The 21,813-nt window shown below is 32.2% G+C and carries 20 protein-coding genes; 3 read left to right on the top strand and 17 right to left on the bottom strand.

Annotation, left to right across the window (positions count from 1 at the left end):
* Positions 1-108: 108 nt before the first annotated feature.
* The 5 genes from DET63_RS29565 to pcrB form a co-directional block, all read right to left on the bottom strand.
* Positions 109-879, bottom strand: coding sequence for a TSUP family transporter (locus DET63_RS29565; RefSeq protein WP_002010034.1), 771 nt, complete (start codon positions 877-879; stop codon positions 109-111).
* Positions 880-973: 94 nt separating this feature from the next.
* A complete protein-coding gene (locus DET63_RS29560; protein ID WP_113938622.1) occupies positions 974-2,170 on the bottom strand; it encodes a CamS family sex pheromone protein in 1,197 nt (398 codons plus the stop codon).
* 16 nt (positions 2,171-2,186) lie between these two features.
* Positions 2,187-4,196 (bottom strand): NAD-dependent DNA ligase LigA, encoded by a 2,010-nt coding sequence (gene ligA, locus DET63_RS29555; protein ID WP_002124882.1) that lies wholly within the window; start codon positions 4,194-4,196, stop codon positions 2,187-2,189.
* A gap of 15 nt (positions 4,197-4,211) precedes the next feature.
* Positions 4,212-6,443, bottom strand: a complete 2,232-nt coding sequence (gene pcrA / locus DET63_RS29550; protein ID WP_113938623.1) for a DNA helicase PcrA — start codon at positions 6,441-6,443, stop codon at positions 4,212-4,214.
* A 12-nt stretch (positions 6,444-6,455) separates the two neighbouring features.
* A complete protein-coding gene (gene pcrB, locus DET63_RS29545) occupies positions 6,456-7,145 on the bottom strand; it encodes a heptaprenylglyceryl phosphate synthase (RefSeq protein WP_113735433.1) in 690 nt (229 codons plus the stop codon).
* Between the two features lie 295 nt (positions 7,146-7,440).
* Between pcrB and DET63_RS29535 the strand changes: the two genes are divergently transcribed.
* The 3 genes from DET63_RS29535 to DET63_RS29525 all read left to right on the top strand — a co-directional run bounded on the left by DET63_RS29535 (position 7,441) and on the right by DET63_RS29525 (position 9,063).
* Positions 7,441-7,818 carry a YgaP family membrane protein gene (locus DET63_RS29535; RefSeq protein WP_098500080.1) on the top strand — a complete coding sequence of 126 codons (378 nt, stop codon included), beginning with the start codon at positions 7,441-7,443 and terminating at the stop codon, positions 7,816-7,818.
* Positions 7,819-8,036: 218 nt separating this feature from the next.
* Positions 8,037-8,882 carry an SPFH domain-containing protein gene (locus tag DET63_RS29530; protein ID WP_000660691.1) on the top strand — a complete coding sequence of 282 codons (846 nt, stop codon included), beginning with the start codon at positions 8,037-8,039 and terminating at the stop codon, positions 8,880-8,882.
* A 16-nt stretch (positions 8,883-8,898) separates the two neighbouring features.
* The gene (locus tag DET63_RS29525; protein WP_001085171.1) at positions 8,899-9,063 is read left to right on the top strand and encodes a type II toxin-antitoxin system antitoxin; all 165 of its coding nucleotides are present in this window, start codon (positions 8,899-8,901) and stop codon (positions 9,061-9,063) included.
* 626 nt (positions 9,064-9,689) lie between these two features.
* On the opposite strand, the gene DET63_RS29520 is transcribed toward DET63_RS29525, so the two are convergent.
* The 12 genes from DET63_RS29520 to DET63_RS29465 form a co-directional block, all read right to left on the bottom strand.
* Entirely contained in the window at positions 9,690-10,433 is a 744-nt protein-coding gene (locus DET63_RS29520; protein WP_113938621.1) for a hypothetical protein, read from the bottom strand.
* Positions 10,434-10,438: 5 nt separating this feature from the next.
* The gene (locus DET63_RS29515) at positions 10,439-11,203 is read right to left on the bottom strand and encodes a SagB family peptide dehydrogenase (RefSeq protein WP_113938620.1); all 765 of its coding nucleotides are present in this window, start codon (positions 11,201-11,203) and stop codon (positions 10,439-10,441) included.
* Positions 11,204-11,217: 14 nt separating this feature from the next.
* A complete protein-coding gene (locus DET63_RS29510; RefSeq protein WP_113938619.1) occupies positions 11,218-12,090 on the bottom strand; it encodes a thiopeptide-type bacteriocin biosynthesis protein in 873 nt (290 codons plus the stop codon).
* A gap of 11 nt (positions 12,091-12,101) precedes the next feature.
* Positions 12,102-13,946, bottom strand: a complete 1,845-nt coding sequence (locus tag DET63_RS29505; protein ID WP_113938618.1) for a YcaO-like family protein — start codon at positions 13,944-13,946, stop codon at positions 12,102-12,104.
* 21 nt (positions 13,947-13,967) lie between these two features.
* Positions 13,968-14,996, bottom strand: coding sequence for a hypothetical protein (locus DET63_RS29500; protein ID WP_113938617.1), 1,029 nt, complete (start codon positions 14,994-14,996; stop codon positions 13,968-13,970).
* Entirely contained in the window at positions 14,986-16,044 is a 1,059-nt protein-coding gene (locus tag DET63_RS29495; protein WP_113938616.1) for a hypothetical protein, read from the bottom strand. The genes DET63_RS29500 and DET63_RS29495 overlap by 11 nt, the downstream gene beginning before the upstream one ends.
* Positions 16,032-18,599 (bottom strand): hypothetical protein, encoded by a 2,568-nt coding sequence (locus tag DET63_RS29490; RefSeq protein WP_113938615.1) that lies wholly within the window; start codon positions 18,597-18,599, stop codon positions 16,032-16,034. Before DET63_RS29490 ends, DET63_RS29495 begins: the two co-directional genes overlap by 13 nt.
* A 14-nt stretch (positions 18,600-18,613) precedes the next feature.
* Positions 18,614-19,333: a flavodoxin family protein gene (locus DET63_RS29485; protein WP_113938614.1), complete on the bottom strand. Its 720-nt coding sequence runs from the start codon at positions 19,331-19,333 to the stop codon at positions 18,614-18,616.
* A 6-nt stretch (positions 19,334-19,339) separates the two neighbouring features.
* Positions 19,340-20,083 carry an ABC transporter permease gene (locus DET63_RS29480; protein ID WP_113938613.1) on the bottom strand — a complete coding sequence of 248 codons (744 nt, stop codon included), beginning with the start codon at positions 20,081-20,083 and terminating at the stop codon, positions 19,340-19,342.
* A 15-nt stretch (positions 20,084-20,098) separates the two neighbouring features.
* Positions 20,099-20,725, bottom strand: a complete 627-nt coding sequence (locus DET63_RS29475) for an ATP-binding cassette domain-containing protein (protein WP_181777964.1) — start codon at positions 20,723-20,725, stop codon at positions 20,099-20,101.
* 149 nt (positions 20,726-20,874) lie between these two features.
* The gene (locus tag DET63_RS29470) at positions 20,875-21,057 is read right to left on the bottom strand and encodes a thiazolylpeptide-type bacteriocin (protein ID WP_098201372.1); all 183 of its coding nucleotides are present in this window, start codon (positions 21,055-21,057) and stop codon (positions 20,875-20,877) included.
* A gap of 290 nt (positions 21,058-21,347) precedes the next feature.
* Complete coding sequence (locus tag DET63_RS29465) at positions 21,348-21,530, bottom strand: thiazolylpeptide-type bacteriocin (RefSeq protein WP_098201372.1); 183 nt, start codon at positions 21,528-21,530, stop codon at positions 21,348-21,350.
* Between the last annotated feature and the right edge of the window lie 283 nt (positions 21,531-21,813).

Genomic DNA, 21,813 nt, shown 5'->3' with positions numbered 1-21,813 from the left:
TGAACTTTCTCCGATCCCAATTTTCTCTCATTATACAAGAAATACCCTATAGAATAGACTTTTTTTTCAGTGTCTATTCTATAGGGTACATTTTACATACGTATGAATCTACAAAATATGAGTATATTCCAAAACATTTTTCCCGATTAATAAAATAGTAACTAATAAAAATAAAGTCCTTACATATCCAACACCTTTTTGAACCGCAAACTTCGATCCAAAATAAGCACCTAAAATCATTGATAAGCCCATAATTATACCGTATTCAAAATGAATCACATCTAAAAATAAAAAAGTAATTAAAGATACGATATTACTAACGAAGTTCAAAAGTTTTCCAGATGCTGCCGCTTGAATAAAATCCAAACCAATTAATAAAAATGCAAAAATTAAAAAGGATCCTGTCCCTGGTCCAAAAAAACCATCATAAAACCCTATCATTAAAATAACAAAGAAAAATATTAATGTTTTCCCTTTTGTCATCTTTTTATAGGTAGATGCACTTCCCCAATCTTTTTTCGCAATAATATAAATGGCAATAAAAACCAACATCACGAGTACTAGTGGCCGCAAAATATCAGGCGGAATAAACTTTACTACTAAGGCCCCTGCGACTGCTCCAATAATAGTTAACGGGATTAACTTTCCTACAATCCGAAAATCCACCTTACCTGATCGAATAAAATAAATTGTACTAGTAAGCGTCCCCATCGTTGCAGCTAATTTATTCGTTGCAATTGCCGAAGCTGGTGATAAACCAACAAACATAAGTGCAGGAAGCGAAATTAACCCTCCCCCTCCAACAACTGAGTCAATAAAAGCAGCTAAAAATCCGAATGCAATTAATAAAATAATGACTTGAAAGCTTAGTTCTTCCATGAATTTGCCCCTTACCCCTTTATTTGTAACATTTAAAATTATAACAAAATTTTTCAAGAAAAAAAGCTGTTCCTTTATGGAACAGCTCTCATCTTTAATCTAAAATTTTCACAAACGGTTCATCTTGCTTCGCTTCACGTATAATAATTGCTTCTGGACGTTCTACAGATTTAATTGTTACTTGTACTTTCATATAATTCGGGAAGTATTCCATAACAAGTCCAGCTACATATTGTGTAAAACCAATTACTTCAGCTTTCCCATTGAATTGGACAGGAATATCGAGCTTCATTTCTCTTAATTCATCATCTCTATACATTCCAGTACCGATAACAGCTGTATAATCTCCTTGGAAATACTCACTTAATTTTGCTTTAAAGTTTGACACCCTCGCAAGATCTTCACGTTTATTATCCGATTTCGCTTGTTCAGACGGGAATAAATAGTATTTCTCATTGATCGGCTTCCAATCCTCAACCGTTTCACTGCCTTTTTCTACCTTAGCATAAGAAACAAAATTCCCTGGTACAAGCGAAGACTTTGGACCTTGACGATAAATCGCAAATGTAACCGGAATATTTTTTATTTCAGGCTTTTTTTGCTGCATTACTTTCAAGATTTCTTGGGCCATCCTTTTCCCTTCAGCTAACATTTTTGCATCTGGAATTGCAGCCTCACGCGGATAACCATGCTCTTCCTCATAATATTGAACAGAATTCATCGCTAATCCAACTACAATGCCACCACGTTCAACATCGTTCTCACCTTTTCTTACATAATAATCATGCTCTAAAATATTTGAGATATACATTGGACTTTTTTTATTCTTTACTTCTAGCGATTCTGATCCTTCACTTAAGGCTGGATTCAACCCTACATTCGGAAATTTAACCGCATCTTTTTTCAACTTATCCTCTAGCTCTTTTTGTTCAGCATCTGTACGCTTTCTTTTCACAAGCATTTGAATCGTTTGTGTGTCTAAAACGTCTCCACCTTTAAAGAAATAATCTTTCGTGCTAAATGATTCTTTCGCAATGCGCATTAGTCCCGTTTCAAATTCATCTATATCTAGACGATTGTTCAAACTTTGTCCAACTAAACCACGTGCACGACCTGGATCAAATGGAACCGTTGTCTTATAATATTCATCCGAAATCGAGTATTTCGGGATAACAGCTTGCTCTTTCGCTTTCCCCGATTTCTCAACTGCTTTTTCATCTTTATTGGAACCCATACTACACCCACTTACAAGTAGGCTAAGACTTAATACCGCTAACGCTATTTTTTTCATCGTAAGTTTGCACCTCTTACTTATTCAGCTCTTGTAAGAACCTCTCTTCATTCCAAACTTCAACATTGTGCTTCTCTGCTTGCGCTAATTTCGAACCAGCAGCTTCACCAGCAACAACTAAATCCGTACTTTTACTAACACTTCCTGTTACTTTTCCACCTAATGCCTCAATATTCTTCTTTGCTTCACTGCGTCCCATAACTTCTAATTTCCCTGTTAAGACGACAGTTTTTCCTGCAAAGTACGATTCAACATTTTGTAAATCAGCAATTTTCATACCTTTGTATGCCATGTTCACGCCATACTCTTTAAATTGTTGTAATAGCTCTAATACGTCTTCATTATCGAAATACGTTACAACGGATTGAGCCATTTTTTCACCAATCTCGTTAATTGTTTTTAGTTCTTCTTCCGTCGCTTTCACAAGCTCATCCATCGTTTCGAAATGCTCAGCAAATGTACGTGCGGCTTTCGCACCGACGTGGCGAATACCAAGACCGAATAATAATCGCTCTAATGAGTTTTCCTTAGAATTCTCAATTGCTTGGACTAAATTTGTTGCTGATTTTTCACCGAAACGTTCTAGTTCTAATAATTGCTCTTTCGTCAATGAATATAAATCAGCAAACGTACGAATATAATCCGCATCAAAGAGTTGTGTAATTACACGTTCTCCAAGTCCATCAATATTCATTGCATTTCTTGAAACGAAATGGATTAATCCTTCACGAATTTGAGCTGGACAAGTCGGATTTATACATCGAAGTGCTACTTCTTCTTCTAAACGAACAAGTTCACTCTCACATGCTGGACAATGCGTTGGCATATGATATTCTTCTTCCTCACCAGTACGCTTATCAAAAATAACGTTCACAACTTCAGGAATAATATCTCCAGCCTTTTTCACAACAACGTAGTCACCAATTCGAATATCCTTTTCACGAATTAAATCTTCGTTATGTAAAGAAGCACGACGGACAATAGTTCCGGCTACTCGCACTGGCTCCAGCTCTGCAGTTGGTGTTACAACTCCTGTACGGCCGACACTTAATTCAATCCCTGTTAATCTCGTCACAACTTCTTCAGCTGGGAATTTATAAGCTATTGCCCATCTTGGACTCTTTGCTGTAGTTCCTAAGCTTTCTTGAATAGCAACATCGTCTACTTTTATAACAATTCCGTCAATCTCATAATCAAGATGCGGGCGTTTTTCTTGCCACTCTTCTACATAGGCTATTACGTCTTCAATTGTTTCACATGTACGACGATTTGGATTCGTCTTAAATCCAAGCTCACCTAAGAAATCCAGTGATTCACTGTGGGATGGAATTGTTTTTTCTTCTACATTAGCAAGACCATACACAAACATAGATAAGTTACGCTTCGCTGCAATTTTCGGATCAAGTTGGCGTATCGATCCTGCTGCCGCATTACGTGGATTCGCAAATACATCTTCACCATTTTGCTCTTTTTCCTCATTTAATTTAACGAATGAACGCTTCGGCATATAAGCCTCGCCTCGTGCTTCTAACGTTACTTCTTCATTTAAACGCAGCGGGATAGCTTTAATCGTTTTTAAGTTTTGGGTAATATCTTCACCCGTTATACCATCACCACGTGTTGCTCCTTGAATGAAGCGTCCTTTTTCATAATGAAGTGAAACAGCAAGTCCGTCAATTTTTAATTCGCATATATATCTTACATTCGCATCATCAATTCCCTGATGTACTCTTCGATCAAAATCACGCAAATCTCCTTCATTAAACGCGTTTCCTAAACTTAACATTGGTGATTTATGCGTTACCTTTTCAAATATATCAAGAACAGTCCCCCCAACGCGAATGGAGGGAGAGTCTTCACTCATAAACTCTGGGTTCTCTGCTTCTAATTTTATAAGCTCCTGCATATCACGGTCATATTCCGCATCAGAAACAGAAGGATTGTCTAATACGTGATATTGATAGTTAAATGTATTTAACAAATCACGCAGTTCTTCTATACGTTTTTTGGCTATCTCTTTTGACATATCCTCAGTCCTTTCCTATTGTTTCGTCACAGGTGCAAATTTTGCTAATAAACGTTTAATACCAATTGGGCTTGGGAACGCAATATCTAATTCTTTTGAATCTCCTTCACCCTTTACACTTACAACTGTACCGACTCCCCACTTCTGGTGAGCAGCTTTATCGCCTATTCCCCAGCCAATTTGCTCGCCACCTGTCGTCTTAACAGCCGGACGCGCGAAAGCTGAACGAGAACGTGTTGTAGTTGCGCTTGTCGTTCTTCCTTTTGCACCAAACGAAGTTTCACGCTTCGGTGCTGTTTCGTTTAATGGTTCTACTAATTCTGTCGGAATTTCTGTAATAAATCGAGATGCTGCATTCATACTTGTTCTACCAAATAAAGTACGCATTTGAGCATTGGATAAGTATAGCTCTTCTTCTGCACGAGTAATACCTACATAGGCAAGACGACGCTCTTCTTGCATTTCATCCTCTTCCATAAGAGAACGAGTATGCGGGAATATCCCTTCCTCTAAGCCAACAATAAAGACAACTGGGAACTCTAATCCTTTTGCTGAGTGCATCGTCATTAAAATAACTTCTTCACCAGCAGTTGGATCTTCATCTACACGATCAATATCCGCAACAAGAGCTAAGTCTGTTAAGAATGCAACAAGGCTCTTATCTTCGCTTTGGGATTCAAATGTTTGTGTAACAGATAAAAACTCGTCTAAGTTTTCTAAACGACCTTCTGCTTCTAAAGAACGCTCATTTTTCAACATATCGCGATAGCCTGTCTTCTCAATAACTTCTTCTACTAATTCTGTAACAGATAAATACTCTTGCATATTTACCCAGTTGTGTAATAAACTTGCGAATTCTTTTACTGCTTTTGTTATTTTTGCACTTACACCAACATGCTCAATCTCATCAAATACAGCAGTTAATGAGATTCCGTTTTGCACACCATAATTAATAATTTTATCGATAGAAGTCGCACCAATCCCACGCTTTGGCATGTTTATAATACGTGCAAAACTAATCTCATCATCTGGATTCCCAATTAAACGTAAGTACGCCAAAATGTCTTTAATCTCTTTACGGTCGTAGAACTTAGTACCTCCGACGATTTTGTAAGGGATATTAGATTTCAGGAAAATCTCCTCAATCATACGAGACTGGGCATTTGTACGATATAACACTGCAAAATCAGTATATTTCCGGTTCCCCATTTGAATATCATCACGAATTTTTTTCGCAACAAAATACGCTTCGTCCTTTTCGGTTGCAGCACGATAATACGAGATTTTGCTTCCAATTTGATTTTCTGTCCATAATTTCTTCGGTTTACGGTTTGAATTTTTTTCAATTACAGCATTAGCTGCATTTAAAATATTTTGTGATGAACGATAGTTTTGTTCTAACAGAATAACTTGTGCATTCTCATAGTCTTTTTCGAATGACAAAATGTTAGAAATGTCAGCCCCGCGCCAGCGGTAAATAGACTGATCCGAATCACCAACAACACAAAGGTTTTTAAAACGTGATGCCAAATGTTTAACAAGAAGGTACTGAGCTTTGTTCGTATCTTGATACTCATCAACGTGAATATATTGGAATTTACGCTGATAAAACTCTAGTACTTCTGGAACACGTTCAAATAGCTGAATCGTCGTCATAATTAAATCATCAAAGTCTAATGAGTTATTTTTCAAAAGACGTTTTTGATATTCTGTATATACATCGCTCGTTAATTTTTCATATGGATCAGCGGTTGTAATTTTTTTTGCATATTTATCTGCAGATAACAGTTCATTTTTCGCATTGCTAATACCCGCTAAAATAGAGCGCGGCTCAAACTTCTTCGGGTCAATATTGCGCTCCTTCATAATTTTTTTTACTACAGTTAACTGATCACCTGAATCTAAGATTGTAAAGTTACGATTAATACCAATGCGGTCAATATCACGTCGTAAAATACGTACGCACATAGAGTGGAACGTAGAAATCCAAATATCTTCTGCTTCTGGTCCAACAAGTTTATCAATACGCTCACGCATTTCACGAGCAGCTTTATTTGTAAAGGTAATTGCTAGTACATTCCATGGCGCCACACCTTTTTCACCAAGTAAATATGCAATACGGTGTGTTAACACACGTGTTTTCCCACTACCTGCGCCTGCCATTAATAGAAGTGCTCCATTTGTTGTTTGTACTGCTTTTTGTTGCTGCGGATTTAAACCATTTAATAACTTATCTGTCGTACTCATATGTGCCTGCACCTACTCTCCTTTTACTGCTTTAACTGTTTTTAATGCCGATTTTATATCATCATAAATAATATTTCCAACAACTACTGTATCAGCATACTGCGCCATTTCTTTCGCTTGTTCTGCATTAGAAATACCACCGCCATAATATAGCTTAGCTTGTTTCAATTCTGCTTTTACATTTTTAACAAGCTCAATATCTCCATACGTCCCGCTATATTCTAAATAGAATATAGGTAAATGTAATAACTTGTCTGCTAAACGTGCATATGCAATAACATCATCTTCTGTTAAATCACATTTTGCATCTGTAAGCTGGGCTACTTTCGCTTCAGGGTTTAAAACACAATACCCTTCCATAAAAATTTCGTCCCAGTCCATAATATCCCCAAATTCTTTCAATGCCTCATGATGAACACCTGTTACCCATTCTACTTTTCGGCTATTTAAAACGCTTGGGATATAATAAAAATCAAATCCTGGTGTAATTGCCTCCACATCAGAAACCTCTAACACACAAGGAACTGCATATCTACGAATGCTAACTAGCATGTGTAATACGTTATCAATTGTCACTCCATCACTTCCGCCTACAATAACAGCATCCGTTCCAGATTCACAAATCATTTCTAAATGTTCATCGCTTAGCTCCTTATTTGGATCTAGCTTAAATACATGTTTCCATTTGGAAATATCGTACATGAAAACACCCTTTCTTTTTTCTAATCATATCTATATCCCTGCTCAAAAAAGCAGTTAGTTTTTATTAGGATTTTTGAAATTCTTCTACTACATCTGTTCACAAAGGCGAGTCAAGTTTCGCGCTCCCTTTTATGCATTCTTTCATTATAACAAAAAAAGCTACTTACACACACGCCCAATCCAACATCTTTTTCAACGTTAAATGTTGGATTACATATCAAAAAACTTATACGGAATACTAACAAATGAAATAGTATTTCTATTTCGAAGTTCATCAAAAAGGAGTGTTTTTCTAATGAAGCAAAACATCGGTACAATTAGTGCTCTAATTCGAATCACACTCGGACTTATCCTCTTCGGTTGTAGTACAGCTAAACTCGTACGTAAACCTTGGTGCACTTGGTCTAAAGTTTTACTATGGATTGGTGCCATGAAAATTGCAGAAGGCATCGTTCGTTTCTGCCCTATCGTTGAAGCATGTAAATTTGGAAAATATATGAATATGGGCGCATTTAAAATGCCTAGCATGAATTTTACTGAAAAAGGACATGCTAAAGAAGAAGTGAATCAAACTTCCAGTCATGACAAACCAAAGTCAAATGGAAGTTATGATACTTCTGACAAAGAGATTGAGTCAGCGATTGAAGAATTAATCCTGGCAAAGCCGCTTTGAATCATTTGTCACGATGCAAGATGCTCTCAAAGAGACTTAGCTGCTGCAGTGGGCGGTTAAGTCTTCTTTATTTTACCACAAAACAGAACGTATATTCTTATCCTAACCCCTAAAACATACATAAAAACATCAATCGATAAAATTCAGAAAATTAGGTGTAAATCCCTTGCACAAAATGATATAAAAGTGATATCATTTTTATATCAGGAGGCGATCATATGAAAGAAAAACAAGTATTTTATGTTAATGGATTTCTCGGCGTTATTGGAATTTTAGTTTTAGCCGCTATCGGTGTATTTTGCCTTGTACAAGAAATGTTTGTAATAGCTATTTTAGCTCTCATATTAGCATCTGTTTTAGCTACAGGTATCGGTATCGTTCAACCGAATCAAGCGAAAGTCATTACGTTTTTCGGTAATTATTTAGGAACAATTCGTCAAAACGGTTTATTTCTAACAATTCCATTCGCATTCCGTCAAACTGTATCGTTACGTGTTGAAAACTTTAACAGTAAGAAATTAAAAGTAAATGATATTGAGGGAAATCCAATTGAAATTGCAGCTGTTATCGTATATAAAGTGGTTGATTCTGCAAAAGCAATGTTTGGTGTTGAGCATTACGATCGATTCGTAGAAATTCAAAGCGAAACAGCAATCCGCCACGTTGCAACAAAATATCCTTATGATAATTTCCAAGATGAAACTTGTATCACGTTACGAGGAAACACTGAAGAAATCTCTGAAGAATTAAAACGTGAACTAGAAGCACGCCTTGAAATTGCTGGTGTAGAAGTATTAGAAACTCGTTTAACGCATTTAGCTTACGCAACAGAAATTGCCCATGCAATGCTCCAACGTCAACAAGCAAAAGCAGTATTAGCTGCTAGAAAAGAGATTGTTGAAGGTGCTGTGAAGATGGCGAAAGATTCAATCCATATGTTAGATGAAGAAGGCGTACTGGAACTCGATGACGAGCGTAAAGCAAATATGGTGAATAATTTATTAGTTGCCATCGTTTCAGATAAAGGTGCGCAACCAGTTATTAATACAGGAAGCCTATATTAAAAGGTTGTAAATAATTATGGCTAAAAAGAAAAGTTTTCCATTACGTATTGATCCTGAATTACACGCAGTCATCGAAAAATGGGCGAATGATGAATTTCGTAGCGTCAATGCACACATCGAGTATTTGCTTCGAGAAATGGCAAAGCAAAAAGGTAAGTTGAAGAAAGATAAAGATGCATGAAAAGCCCACTGAATTTTCAGTGGGCTTTTTTGATGCACTTACAAATATTCTTTATAAAAAGAAAGTCACCAATAAACTTGCATAAATCTGCTGTTCTCAACTATCTTTCCAATAAATAAAATAAGTCGGAATAAACCTGTTTTCATGTAATAACCGTGTATGAGTAAGTTCTTTAACTAGTTTTTTATACAACTGCCCGAATCCATCTCTTAAAGGTGATAACCAATAAAATAAGATGAATAAGACCTATATAGCTGTAAACCGATTCTATTTTGTCTGTGTCATCTCACTTATAATAGTTTTCAGCTTTTATTACTTAAATATATTAACTAATATTCTTCAAAATTTGAGCGTACTAATAACTATTTTTAACTAATAATAAATTTACTTACCCAAAAAACTTTACGTTTATATATAAAAAACCAGTAATACAAATGCAGTATTTTTTATAAAAGGTTAATCAATTTTCTTGTCCCACTAACATACTTGTTACTATTATATAGTGTGAGCATTTGTATACTACAGCCCTAATATAACTGCCAGATTTTTTGATTGATCACTACTATCTATTCTTAACTACATACTAATAAGCTATTATTATCAAAAATCTTCAAACATTCCTCATATCAAGTATGATATTTACAATTTATTGAAGTGTAATTTATTCTTTCCCAATATATAACTCCTTCAGATGTAAACTCAATATATTTCCCTCCATAAATATAACTATCTTGAGTTATACCACTACTAACCCCACAAAAATAATTAAATATTTCACTCTTAAAAATGTCAATGGCTGGAGTATTTCTCTGTTTTAATTTCCTCCTTGCCCTTCTATACTTATTTTTCATTTCTTTTGAAATACATGAAAAACATAAATCATACGGAACATGGATTGCTGGACCTACACCTATTATTTTGTTTTTGTCCTTCTTTACAAAAACTATTGAACTTTGACCATCCTTAATTAATAAAGAATTTAATTTTTCTATGGATTCCTCTTTTTCATAGTAGATAATATAAACGACACTTGCTGTATTTATATCATTAATAATTTTCTTTTCATTTTCCACCAAATCAATCAATACATATTTATTCTTTAATAAAGCATTTACATCTTTAATAATACTATCAGATTTTTTTCTCGAATTAATACACGAATTAATAAAATCTACTTCTTGTTTTCCGTTAACAAGAGGATATTCCACCCCAAACTTAACTGTGATTGTTTGAATAATTTTTTGTAAAAGATCTTTTGATAATCTGTCAGACTTTTCTTCTATTCTTGCAACAGGCCTATCCCTTCCTAAAATACAAATGTCTATATAATTTTGTTCTCTTTTTGTATTTATTACAGAATTAATTTCCACATCAATCACCCTAATAGTAATGTATATATACAAAACTTATATTTATCATGGTTTAATTTTAACTTTTCCATTATACAGTCTGAATAAAATCCACCTGCTGGCAAATTACTTTTCTTTATTTCAGTTGATGCTAAAATAAGATTTTGAGCCATATGTCCACTTTCAATTAAAGAAAGTTGATATGAATAAAATCCATATTTCGGGAAAGTGTATTTCAAATTAGCTATAAAAAAAACGATTATTTTTACATGTTCATTTATTAATATTGGGAATAATTCTTGTAATTCAATTAAACTACTAGCATTTTGAACCTTATAAATTGAATTGTAATCCCCTTGATATTTATAAAATCCATCTTCTAATCCCTCTACTCCATTTGAATAAAAATATGGTTCAACTGAATACATTGCTCCTGCCGAGGGATAGTTTCTTAAATGGATCTTATGGTTATTATAATACTCATTTAATTGACGGGTAGATCCATTAGTCCCAATTCCTAGATTAAAAACCCCCATAAGTTCTTCAACATGCCAACTATTTTTAAACTGCTCAGAAAGGGTAGTTTTACGATTATGAATCGTTTGATATATATTAGATAATTTCTGTAGAGCATCAGTACACTCTACCTTTATAGATCCTTCCTTTTCTTGAAAAGTAGGAAAGGAATACGGTTCATGTGGTTTATGAGTTTCATTCCAACCATCTCTCCTAGGTTCGAAATGTTTTATATAATGATAAAGTAACTCGTAATCAAAGAATTCGCTCTTCAATACAAACTTCCCCTCTAATCTAGTGACTTTTGTGATAAATAATAATACATAATATACTCAAGTTCCGGACTAATTCCCAATCTGTTATTTAACATATGAAAATGGGAAAATAATATGGACCAATAGTACTCTTCACTCTCAGTATTCATACGAATTTCATTTAACAACATTGCTATATTTTTTAGATAATCGTAATATTCACTCTCTTTTAAGTACTCCGATAACTCCCTTAGTAAATCACAATTTTTCTCAAAAAAATATATTAGCTTTGATGATGATAAATCATCTTTTAATTGAAATACTTCTTTCCACTTCAAAGCTCCCGTATAAAAGAATTTCCGTCCAGTTTCTTTATAGTTGGGATTGCTTTCCTTAGCTAGATAATCGATCATAACTAGGGAGTATAGTAAAATATTAGTCTTTGACTCATTATTATTAAGCATTTTTAATACCAATTCAGAGCAAATCTCAAATGCTTTTTCACTTATATTAATAAGTTTCTTCCCTCCATATCTTTCAAACTCTGGTTCATATGTTTCCTTATTAATTGTTCCCGATTCATACCAGGGAAGTTTAACTTCCCTACTTATTTTCTCCGACTCCAAATTGACATTCTCATAATACATACTCGGCGTAAGGTTAATCGGTTCCCCTTTTTCAAGAGCCATTTTTTTTAGTATAGCCTGTTGATGCTCAATAAAATTGTTAGGGATTCGACCTTTTATTCTTAATCTAATATGTGGCCCCCCCATCCAATAACGAATAAAAAACCATGATTCTATAAAACCTTTTTCCTTCAATTCATTGATATTCTTATATATCTTTTTTAACAACTGTTCATGTTTATTTATATCATGAAGATATAAATGATAACTTTTCCAACTCATAATGTACCTCCTTATGGAAATGGATGTGGCTCATTTAAGACACGTTTATTTAATTTTCCGTTTGTATATTTTTGTATTCTTAATTCACTTACTCTTTCATTTTGAACCCCAAAATACATTGGCTGAGAGTTCGGAATAATACACTTATAAGCATATAATCCAATATCACTAACCTTCTTAGGTGTTACATCAATAACAAAAATATCTTCAAAACTTTTATTAATAATAGATTTTAGCTCTAACAAGTCTTCTTCTAGGGAGTTATTTGTTAAAAGATCCTTTTCAGGAAATAGCTGATTAATATTAACTTTTTTAGAACTCTTTAGTACTTCTCCATAAACCTTATCTCCATTTTCCCCAGCGTAATACAATATATGATCATCTTGGCTTTTCACGCGATTACCGCTAATCTCAACATACTCCTTCTGTGAAATTATACTTTCATCTTTCGCTAATAGTTCTTCAAATATCGGCATAGATGTAATAACTTCATACGCAGCATTCTCAATTGCCGTTATAGGATTAGGATTGCAACTTGCAGCAGAGTAATATTTCATCTTTGCATCTGGATTTTTATTAACGGCTAAAGCCCATATACAAGGGATTGGTACATCTTGATTTATTTTATAGAAATGAACCTCAATATTTCGATTACTTAAATAGTCAATAATCGTATCTAAAGATGAACTATAGGATTCTGGTTCTACCTCTTCAACATTCATCCCTGAATACCACATATTTAAAAATGCGTCTCTCTCTAATAGCTCAAATATGCCGTGAAGAACAGCCTCACTCCTAGTTCCACCTAAAGCCAATCCATTAGAAGTATCATAAACAAATCTATTAATAGGCTTATCCCGGCTATCATGTATAAGATCTGGATCTACATAATATGCTAATTGTTCAGGTATAAGGTAAGGAGTGTTATGAGTTAATGAATATCCCCAGACCCAATAGCATTCTAAATTTGGAGAGTATTCCTTAAATGAATTCCCCTTTTGCGGCAGAGAAAAATTCTCTGGGTCAACAACAGGATATTTCTTTTTTAGTTCATTATAGGAACCGTAGATCCACGTGTTACTCTTTCTATTTGCCATGCCACAGTATCTTTCAATCGCCTCAAGCATAGCAATGCATTTACTTTTTATTCGTGATTTATTTCTACCATATCCTGTGATTAATAAATCTTTGTTAGCTTTTACTTCAACACCAACTGCATTTATATACTTAGAACGAAAATCATCATAATTATGTATAAAAACTCCTGACTCCTTGTCTTCCCAACTCTCTAATAATTCAAAATATTCAAGACCTGACTTTATTCTATAATCCCTAATATCCCTTTTCAATTTCGAAACTTCATACAATCCTTCTTCTGTGGCTGGTAAGTCAAGCACTAAATCTCCACAGTAATCACATAACTCATTTCTTACTATTGTATAGCTATGAAGTTTTAATGTATTTAAATTAATTAGATCTATAAAATTGTAATACCGACAAATATTTTCTAATAACAAAGATTCTAGATTTGATATTTGTGCCGCAGTTAATTCTATTTTGCTTTCCTCTTCTCCAAAAACAGTTAGTACATTATCAATAGAGTACTGTTTCATAGTAGTTACTACACACCCGGGGCATCCTTGAAAATCCTTTCCTTTCTCGATTAATGGCCCCACTAAAACATTATCCATTACTGGTCTCACAAACAGTATACTCTCATTCACACTTTCAAAGTCAATTGACTTTAATTCCTCAAAACTCTCATAAAAGAAAATTTTAACATTTGAGATATAAACATCGTTTTTGACGAAATAATCCTTCATATTAAAAAGTTTATTATCTACATTTCTTTTCATATTTTACAACTCCGTATCTTCTTAATATTTCAAAATATAAATTCCACAATCAACTAATTCATTCAATTTATAAATATCACCTAAATCTTGTTGATTATGCCTCATTAGATTTTGAAACTGTGTTGGTCTTATACCCTTATTTTGTATAAACCTTGCGAAATACTCATTTATTAAGAGCTGTGCCAATTCATTTAAATCATAGGAGACCTTTATATTAGTAATTGCTCCTCTATCATCTAATAGATAGCCTTTGTAATAATTTTTTTCTTTTTCATATACAATGTCAGGGATGCATGTACTTTGTTCAAAAAAACTTTCTATCTGTTTATCTTTAAATAATTCATTAAATTTCACTTGATTTAAATAATCCTTTTTACTTAAACGATTCTCTAATTTTTCATGCATTAATATTTCATGATCAAAAATAATCCAATCATTTTCAGGGAGAATGGTTTTCAAAAGATTTTCTAAGTAATTGTACATACCCAATAATTTTACTCTCGATGCCTCCTCATTAATAACCAATTCATTATAATCCCCACATGGAACTGGTAGAGTCTCTATACCATATTCGTTATTTTCAGTATTAAAAGGGGCATTTATTGTCTGAAAATAATTTGATAACGTTACTATTTTCTCTTCATTACAAACATCTTTAAACTTAAGATCTGAAGTTTGAACCAAATCTTGTTCTTTTAAAATTTTATATCCACGTAGAAATACTTTATTATTTTTATCTAAAATCACATAATCATATTTTAGTAACATCTTTTGAAGAACAGGTAAGAAAAATCCTCGGTACTCTGTCAAATTACAGCTTTCTTTTCCTAGATCATTATGTGATAAAATATTTTTAATTTTTTCTTTATCTTTCACCAAATATTTCCCATATTTATATATCTTAATCCCGTTTTCGACAATACGTTGTTTTTCTAAAATAGAGGTGATAGTATTTAAATTTTCAATCTCACTATCCATTGCTGCGCTTAGTAAATAACCATTACAATAAATGTATTTTTTTTGATTTCTAGTACATACCTTATACCCCATTGAATTTCCCCCTCAATTTTTCTAGCCAATTAACCCCGTTTCTTTCTTCTAATAATTCAGTTACTTTACCTAGAACTTTTTGTTTTTTTATATTTTTTATTCCTAACAATGGAAAAAGGGAATATAGTTGAGCTAACATATAGCGATGAATAATAAATTGTCTTTCATTATAAAGTTTAATAATTTTCTCATCAGTATAAGCCATATTATGGAATTCACTAGGGTTAGAAACCCGTTCAAAGAATGTAGAAGCTGTGTAGAGCTCTCCGTAAAACTTTTCATTTTCTTTAAAGCCGTCAGAAAAAATACTATAGCAATAATTTATATATTCAATAAAACTTTCGAATATATAATCATTTAAATAATCTTTTGAATCTAGGAAATTATATACAAAGAGATTTTCTGCCTCTACTTCATGATCACTACTGTTATTCAAATATCCAAAATACTTCTTCCTTTTATCTTCAGATATATTTAACAGTTCTAGCTGTTTTTTGTAATATTCAAAATTAGAACGATAAGAAAAACTTCCATAAAGTGCCCCTTCTGGATAGGTATCTGCAATAATATAAGCCAATCCTAGACAATAGTAGTATCTCTCAGCTTCTGTTTTTTCTACCCATAAACCACTACTTTTCAACATATAATTCGTTCTCGCACGTAAACTAGAAATGATACTGTTGTAATCAAACTTATATTTTTTTTCAATTTGTTCTCTATTGACTTCACTTACTATAGATTCACCTTCTGAAAAAACGTCCATAATCGGTTCTGTTTCTTCCATAAAAGATAATTTTCTACTTAATATTTTTTGTTTTTCCACTTCATATTGCGTAAGACTTCTATGTTTCACCTTCAACTTAAAAAATCCCTCAATTTTTCTAAGTGTTTTTAAGTTATCTGACATTATTTGAATAGAGTATCCACCCTGCCAAGACTTATCTATAATTAAATCTTCCATTTTCTCTTTAGATAAGTAACCCAATAAAAGACTAAAAAATTCATTTCTCTTATGAGGATCGTATATATACATATTTAGTTTATACATTCCATTTGTCCCTTTCGATTTAACATAGAAGATTCAAGGATATATTCACAAGGATTTTCTTCCTTACCGATTGGTAGCTCCTCTTCTATAATTATTTCCGAATATAAATTCATAATTTTAAATAAATTTTTACATAATCCTGGTGAATTTAGATTTATGAATTGAGGTTTTTCGTTTCCCTTTTTTTGCATTGACTCTAAACTTCTTTGCTCCCCATTTTTCACATAAAATCTTGTAGGCAAATCATTCTCACAAAACCAAGCCAAAATATTTTCCCAGGACACAATATCATTTACATGACTGAGTTCTCTTATTATTGATGTTTTCACTTTCCATTTCTTTCTAGATAAAACGATTTTTTTATTATCCTGGCCAATTTCAATCCTTGGCAAATAAACAATTTCATTCCCATTATTATTTATATATATTTCATTTAATAATATTTCACCCAAGTTTATCATCGCAGCAGAATTATTACCTAAAGTATTAATAATGCCTACTGGAGGTGGGGTAGCTGTAATAATAAGACTACCTAAAAATAAAGGATTCAATTGTTCATGTGTTTCTTTCGATTTAAAGATTAATTGTTCTTTATTTCTGTCATAGGATAAAGACAAATCTGCTAGAGATAATTCATTATCCCGTTTAATCGTATATGGCATCGTTAATGTCTTTTTTGAAACAAGTGATCTTATATTTGCATTGAATCCAAAAGTTCCATTTATATCTATTACATTTTTAATTTCTGTAATCCTACTCAATTCTCTACGGTATTCTGCCAGATTAGCATCATAATATTTTAAGAATCTTAAGAAGAACATCCCCTGTCCTGGATAAACATGGTTTAAAACAAGCGTATTCATACTTCTTTGTAAGAAAACATTTTGAGAATACGTTTTATACCCCGGAAAAGTTTCTTTAATCCTCTTTGCTAAATCTAAGAGTTCATCCAATTGTACAAAAACTGTATCTCCCCTGCTGATACTGATTCTTTCTAAAAGCATAGCTATAAATTCACTTGATATTTGATGTAGCTCGGACACTCTTTTAATACTATTCAAAGGTTTATTAAAATCATAATTACCAAAATACATTCCAAGAATTTCATCTGAATTAACCTCAGGATTCTCACCGAATTCTCTTAATGCATCTAAAATGTCAAATGTTCCACTAATCTTCGCTTCTTTCCCATATTTTCTTCTAAAAACATCGGCTATTAATAGTGATCTTTTTATTTCTGGATCGAACGAGGAGAGTATCAATTGATAAGTATTAATCAAATTTTCATATTCATCAAAATCCTCTGTTTTTCCCTCTGAAAAATCAACATAATCATAGTACAGAAGGTTATTTAACGCATATTTTTCAACCATTAATTCATCGCAAATCTCATCTGCTACTTGTTTTATCTCAATCAAAATATCTTTCCCTAACCTATTTTCAATATCTTGAACTAGCATTCTTATTCTTCTGAATTTCATTAATAAATGACTATCACACTGATGCTCCTCCATATTAGATATAATGGTATCTAATAGGCCGTCATCGTTACCCCTTATCTCTTTTACTGGGAGGATAATTTTTTCAGATATAAAATACCTCCAAAGTTGCTTCAACTCTTCTGCGCCCCTATCACCTAATAAATGAAGCATTTCCATTTTAAATTCGTCAAAGGTAAGTCTTCTATTTCCAATAAATGATAGCGCTTTTTTAAACATCGCATTTTCTTTATATCGCTTAATTAACACTTTTGTATTTACTAAATCACTACTTGCTGAATTACTTAAAACAGTATTAGACATTATCCCCTCATTAATTCTTAACATTTGAGATAACTCATATTCACCTTTAAATATAAAGTAATCCATTTTTTCAATTTCCGAATACCATTTAAGTAAAAGCGAGCTATTAAGCCTTGTATATATTTTTTCCCCTTTCTTATTTTGATACTTTAGTCCTAGAATTGCAGTACTTGTCAAATCAGCTAGTGGACTACACTTCAAACTTGATCTTATTAAAAAATTTATTAATGTCGATTGTAATTTTCTATCATTCTTAGTTTGTTCTATATAAGATTTCCCTAAAAATTTATCTAAATTACTTTGAATATTGGGATTAGTCATAAGTAAAGTATTATATAATTTCCCTTTTTTACTAAACATTCTTTGTAATTCTAGAAATTCAATCTCCTTATTTTCTTCAAATTTTGCTACCAGTAATTTATTTCCTTCTTCTATTTCCTTCATTTTTTCTAAATAAGAGCTGCCTACCATTTTTAAAGAGTTCATACTACGCAGTAACTCTTTTTCGCTTTCCTTAATATGTTTATCATTAAAAATTTTCCTCTTAATTTTAATAAGTTCGATTCGGTGAATTTCATTACTGTAAATTTCTTGCTCAAGCAATGGAAGGATACTTTCTTTTAAAGAACTTAATTCCTTTTCCTTAAATTTCAGTTCCTCAACAGCATTAAGAAGATTATTATTCAATAAAAACTCTATATCACTTAATTTGGTAGTTGTTTTACGTTTAATATAAATATTTGAAATTGCCACTCAGATACCCCCTCTTAATTCAGAAAGAATGAAGTAAATACCTCTTGAAAAGATTTAGAATTAATAAATCCATTTTTTTTGTATTGATTATATTCATAACTGTATCTTGGATTTTTTTGATATAGAACATACAACTCTCTCATCTTTTCAAAAACTTTGCATTGATCAGGCTCAATTTTAGGTATTTTTTTCTTTAATAAATAAGGTAAAATGCTTCTAGCCTCATCAAGTATTAACTCTTCATCCATTTGTTCATTTTCAATTCGTCTTATTCTTTTTGTAGCTACCGTAGCTACTCCCATGTAATCCAATGTTTTTTTCAAATATGCCTCTACAATTTCATTACCATTTGAGTAGGAACTAGTCACTATACAACCTAACTTACCCATCAATGAAAATGTATGAGCAAAATGACTAATACGTTCAATAAACATTTTCATGTCTGTGCTCACTGCTTGTGCCATAACGGGACTGGCCATTATGATTAAATCTGCCTGTAATAATTGATTTTTCACTTCTGAAAAACCATCAATTTTGTCCAGGGGATCTTCACCATTTATAAAAACACTTTCATTACCATCACTTTTCATAAAAGATAAATTGTTTGGTGAGTAAAAATTTATCTCGATGTCCGCTGAATAGATTTTTTTTATAGCATCTACATATTTTTTACAATATTTATAACTTGAGGAAGCCTCATCCCTCGGACTGCCTGAGTAAACGAAAATATTCATAGCCGTTTAACCCCAACGAAAATTTTTCTTTAAACTAGTAGCCAGTACCAACAACACAACAACGACACATACAAATCGGAAATCAATAAATTTATCTGCTAAACCCACCTGTATATTAAGAAATTTTTGGAAGTAATAAAATGGGTTATATTCTGTTAAATAATGAGCAACATTTTTAGGGAATGTATTAAATGGAATGAACGATCCCGAGATAAAAAGTAATGCAAAATATATTGGTAAAATAATTGTCTGACTTTGTTCGAGGTTCGAACAGTAATTCGCAATAAAAAGCCCAAACATAAAATAAAAAATATACGTGGTTATGAATGGAACGTTTAATATCGCTAAATCAAGCAAAGAAAAGTTCACTTTAAAAATACTTCCTGCCATTGTCATTGTAATAATCTCTGCTAAATAGGCAATTACTAAGTTCGCTAAAAAAATACTAAATAAATAAGAAACAAAACTAATAGTAGAAAACTGAATTTGTTTTAAAAGATTTGTAGTTTTAGCATTTACAATGGTTATTGGAATATTGACCATTGTCACTACTAAAATGATCACAATAGACAAACCTGCAACCAATTGGCTACTATTTTGTTGATATAATTCTGTATCAGCAGAGCCTATTTGACCCGATAATACTGACATCATAATAATAATTGGGAAAATAAGTAAAAATATTGGTATCATAGGTACCCTAATTGCTCTCTTTGCATAAATTTTGCTAAATGAAATTATATCTTTCATAACCTACTCTCCTCTTTAAAAAGTAAAATCTTTATTTCTATTATCATAAACTTCCACTTCACCGTTATTCATAACTAACACCTTATCAGCAAATAGATTTATCTCATCTTCATAATGACTTACTGATATATATGTTGTATCATTGTTAGTCAAGTATTTCTTCAAAAGTTCATATAATGATTCACGTGATAAATAATCTAACCCTGTAGATATTTCATCAGTAATTAATATTTTCGGTTTAAACGAAATCGCTTTAATAACCTGCAACTTTTGCCACTCCCCACCAGAAAGCTTAGATGATCTCCTCTGTAAATCTTCGATATTAAGAAAATCAACATAGTCGTCAATCTTACTGTTTGAATGTAAAATTTTTGAAATCTCAAGTTCGTTTTCCACTGTTAAGTACTGATCACGATCTGTTTTTTGAAAAACCATACCAATATCATGCTTATCAATATTTATCGAAATTTTACCCTTATCTAATTTTTCGAAACCTAAGATCATATTTATTAGGGTTGTTTTACCAGCGCCATTCTTCCCAGTAATAAAGATATTTTCTCCTTTTTTAAATTCAAAAGAGAAGTCCTTCAATAACTGTTTTGTTTTAAAACTTTTATTTAGGTTTTCTATTGTAATTAACAATTTTCTTATCCTCCTTACCAATTGTATATTTGTAAAAATACTATGAGTATACTCGCCTCTTTCTAACATTAATTAATACTCCAGAAAAACCATGTATACTCATAGAACTATCTTATATAGTCAAACCGCTTCTCATACTAATCTCTATATTAAATAGTTGATGATGATGATGACCCACATGTTGAACATGTGTTACCACTGCTACTACCACTTGAAGCTGCTGTTGAAGGCAATGCTTCTGCCTGATCTAATTCTATAATTTCTAAATTTGCTGCTGCTAACATTTCCTCTAAATCTAATTTTTCTTTTTTTGGTTCAAAGTTGTTTTTCATATTATTTCCCCCTAATAATTTTTATAAAGTTTACTACTGAAAAAACAGCTTGATATTCAAAATCTATATCTGTTTTATCTGTTGTTTTTCTTTACAGTTATAATTTACATCAAATCAATAAAAAGAAACCTTTTCTTCCGATGTAGTTTAATATGACTCATAAGTGAGCATGTACATCACTTTTTTTTAACCTTTTCTCAAAAGTGCTAAAAACGCTATGGGTATACGTTATCTCTAATACTAATTAACACCAAAAGAAGAATTAGTTTACTCATAAATGAATTCTTATATTAGATAGTTGATGATGATGATGATCCACATGTTGAACATGTGTTACCACTGCTACTACCACTTGAAGCTGCTGTTGAAGGCAATGCTTCTGCCTGGTCTAATTCTATAATTTCCAAATTTGCTGCTGCTAACATTTCCTCTAAATCTAATTTTTCTTTCTTTGGTTCAAAGTTGTTTTTCATATTTTTTCCTCCTAGTAATGTTTATAAAGTTTACTACTGACAAAATAGCTTAATAGTCAAAATCTATATCTGTCTTATCTTTTGTTTTTCTTTACAGTTATAATTTACATCAAATCAATAAAAAGAAATCATTTCTTCCGATGTAGTTTAATATGACTCATAAGTGAGCATGTACATCACTTTTTTTAAACCTTTTCTCAAAAGTGCTAAAAACGCTATGGGTATACGTTATCTCTAATACTAATTAACACCAAAAGAAGAATTAGTTTACTCATAAATGAAT

The sequence above is a fragment of the Bacillus sp. DB-2 genome, assembly GCF_003315125.1.
Classification (GTDB): Bacteria; Bacillota; Bacilli; order Bacillales; family Bacillaceae_G; genus Bacillus_A; species Bacillus_A mycoides.
This window is presented reverse-complemented; position numbering and strand designations above follow the sequence as displayed.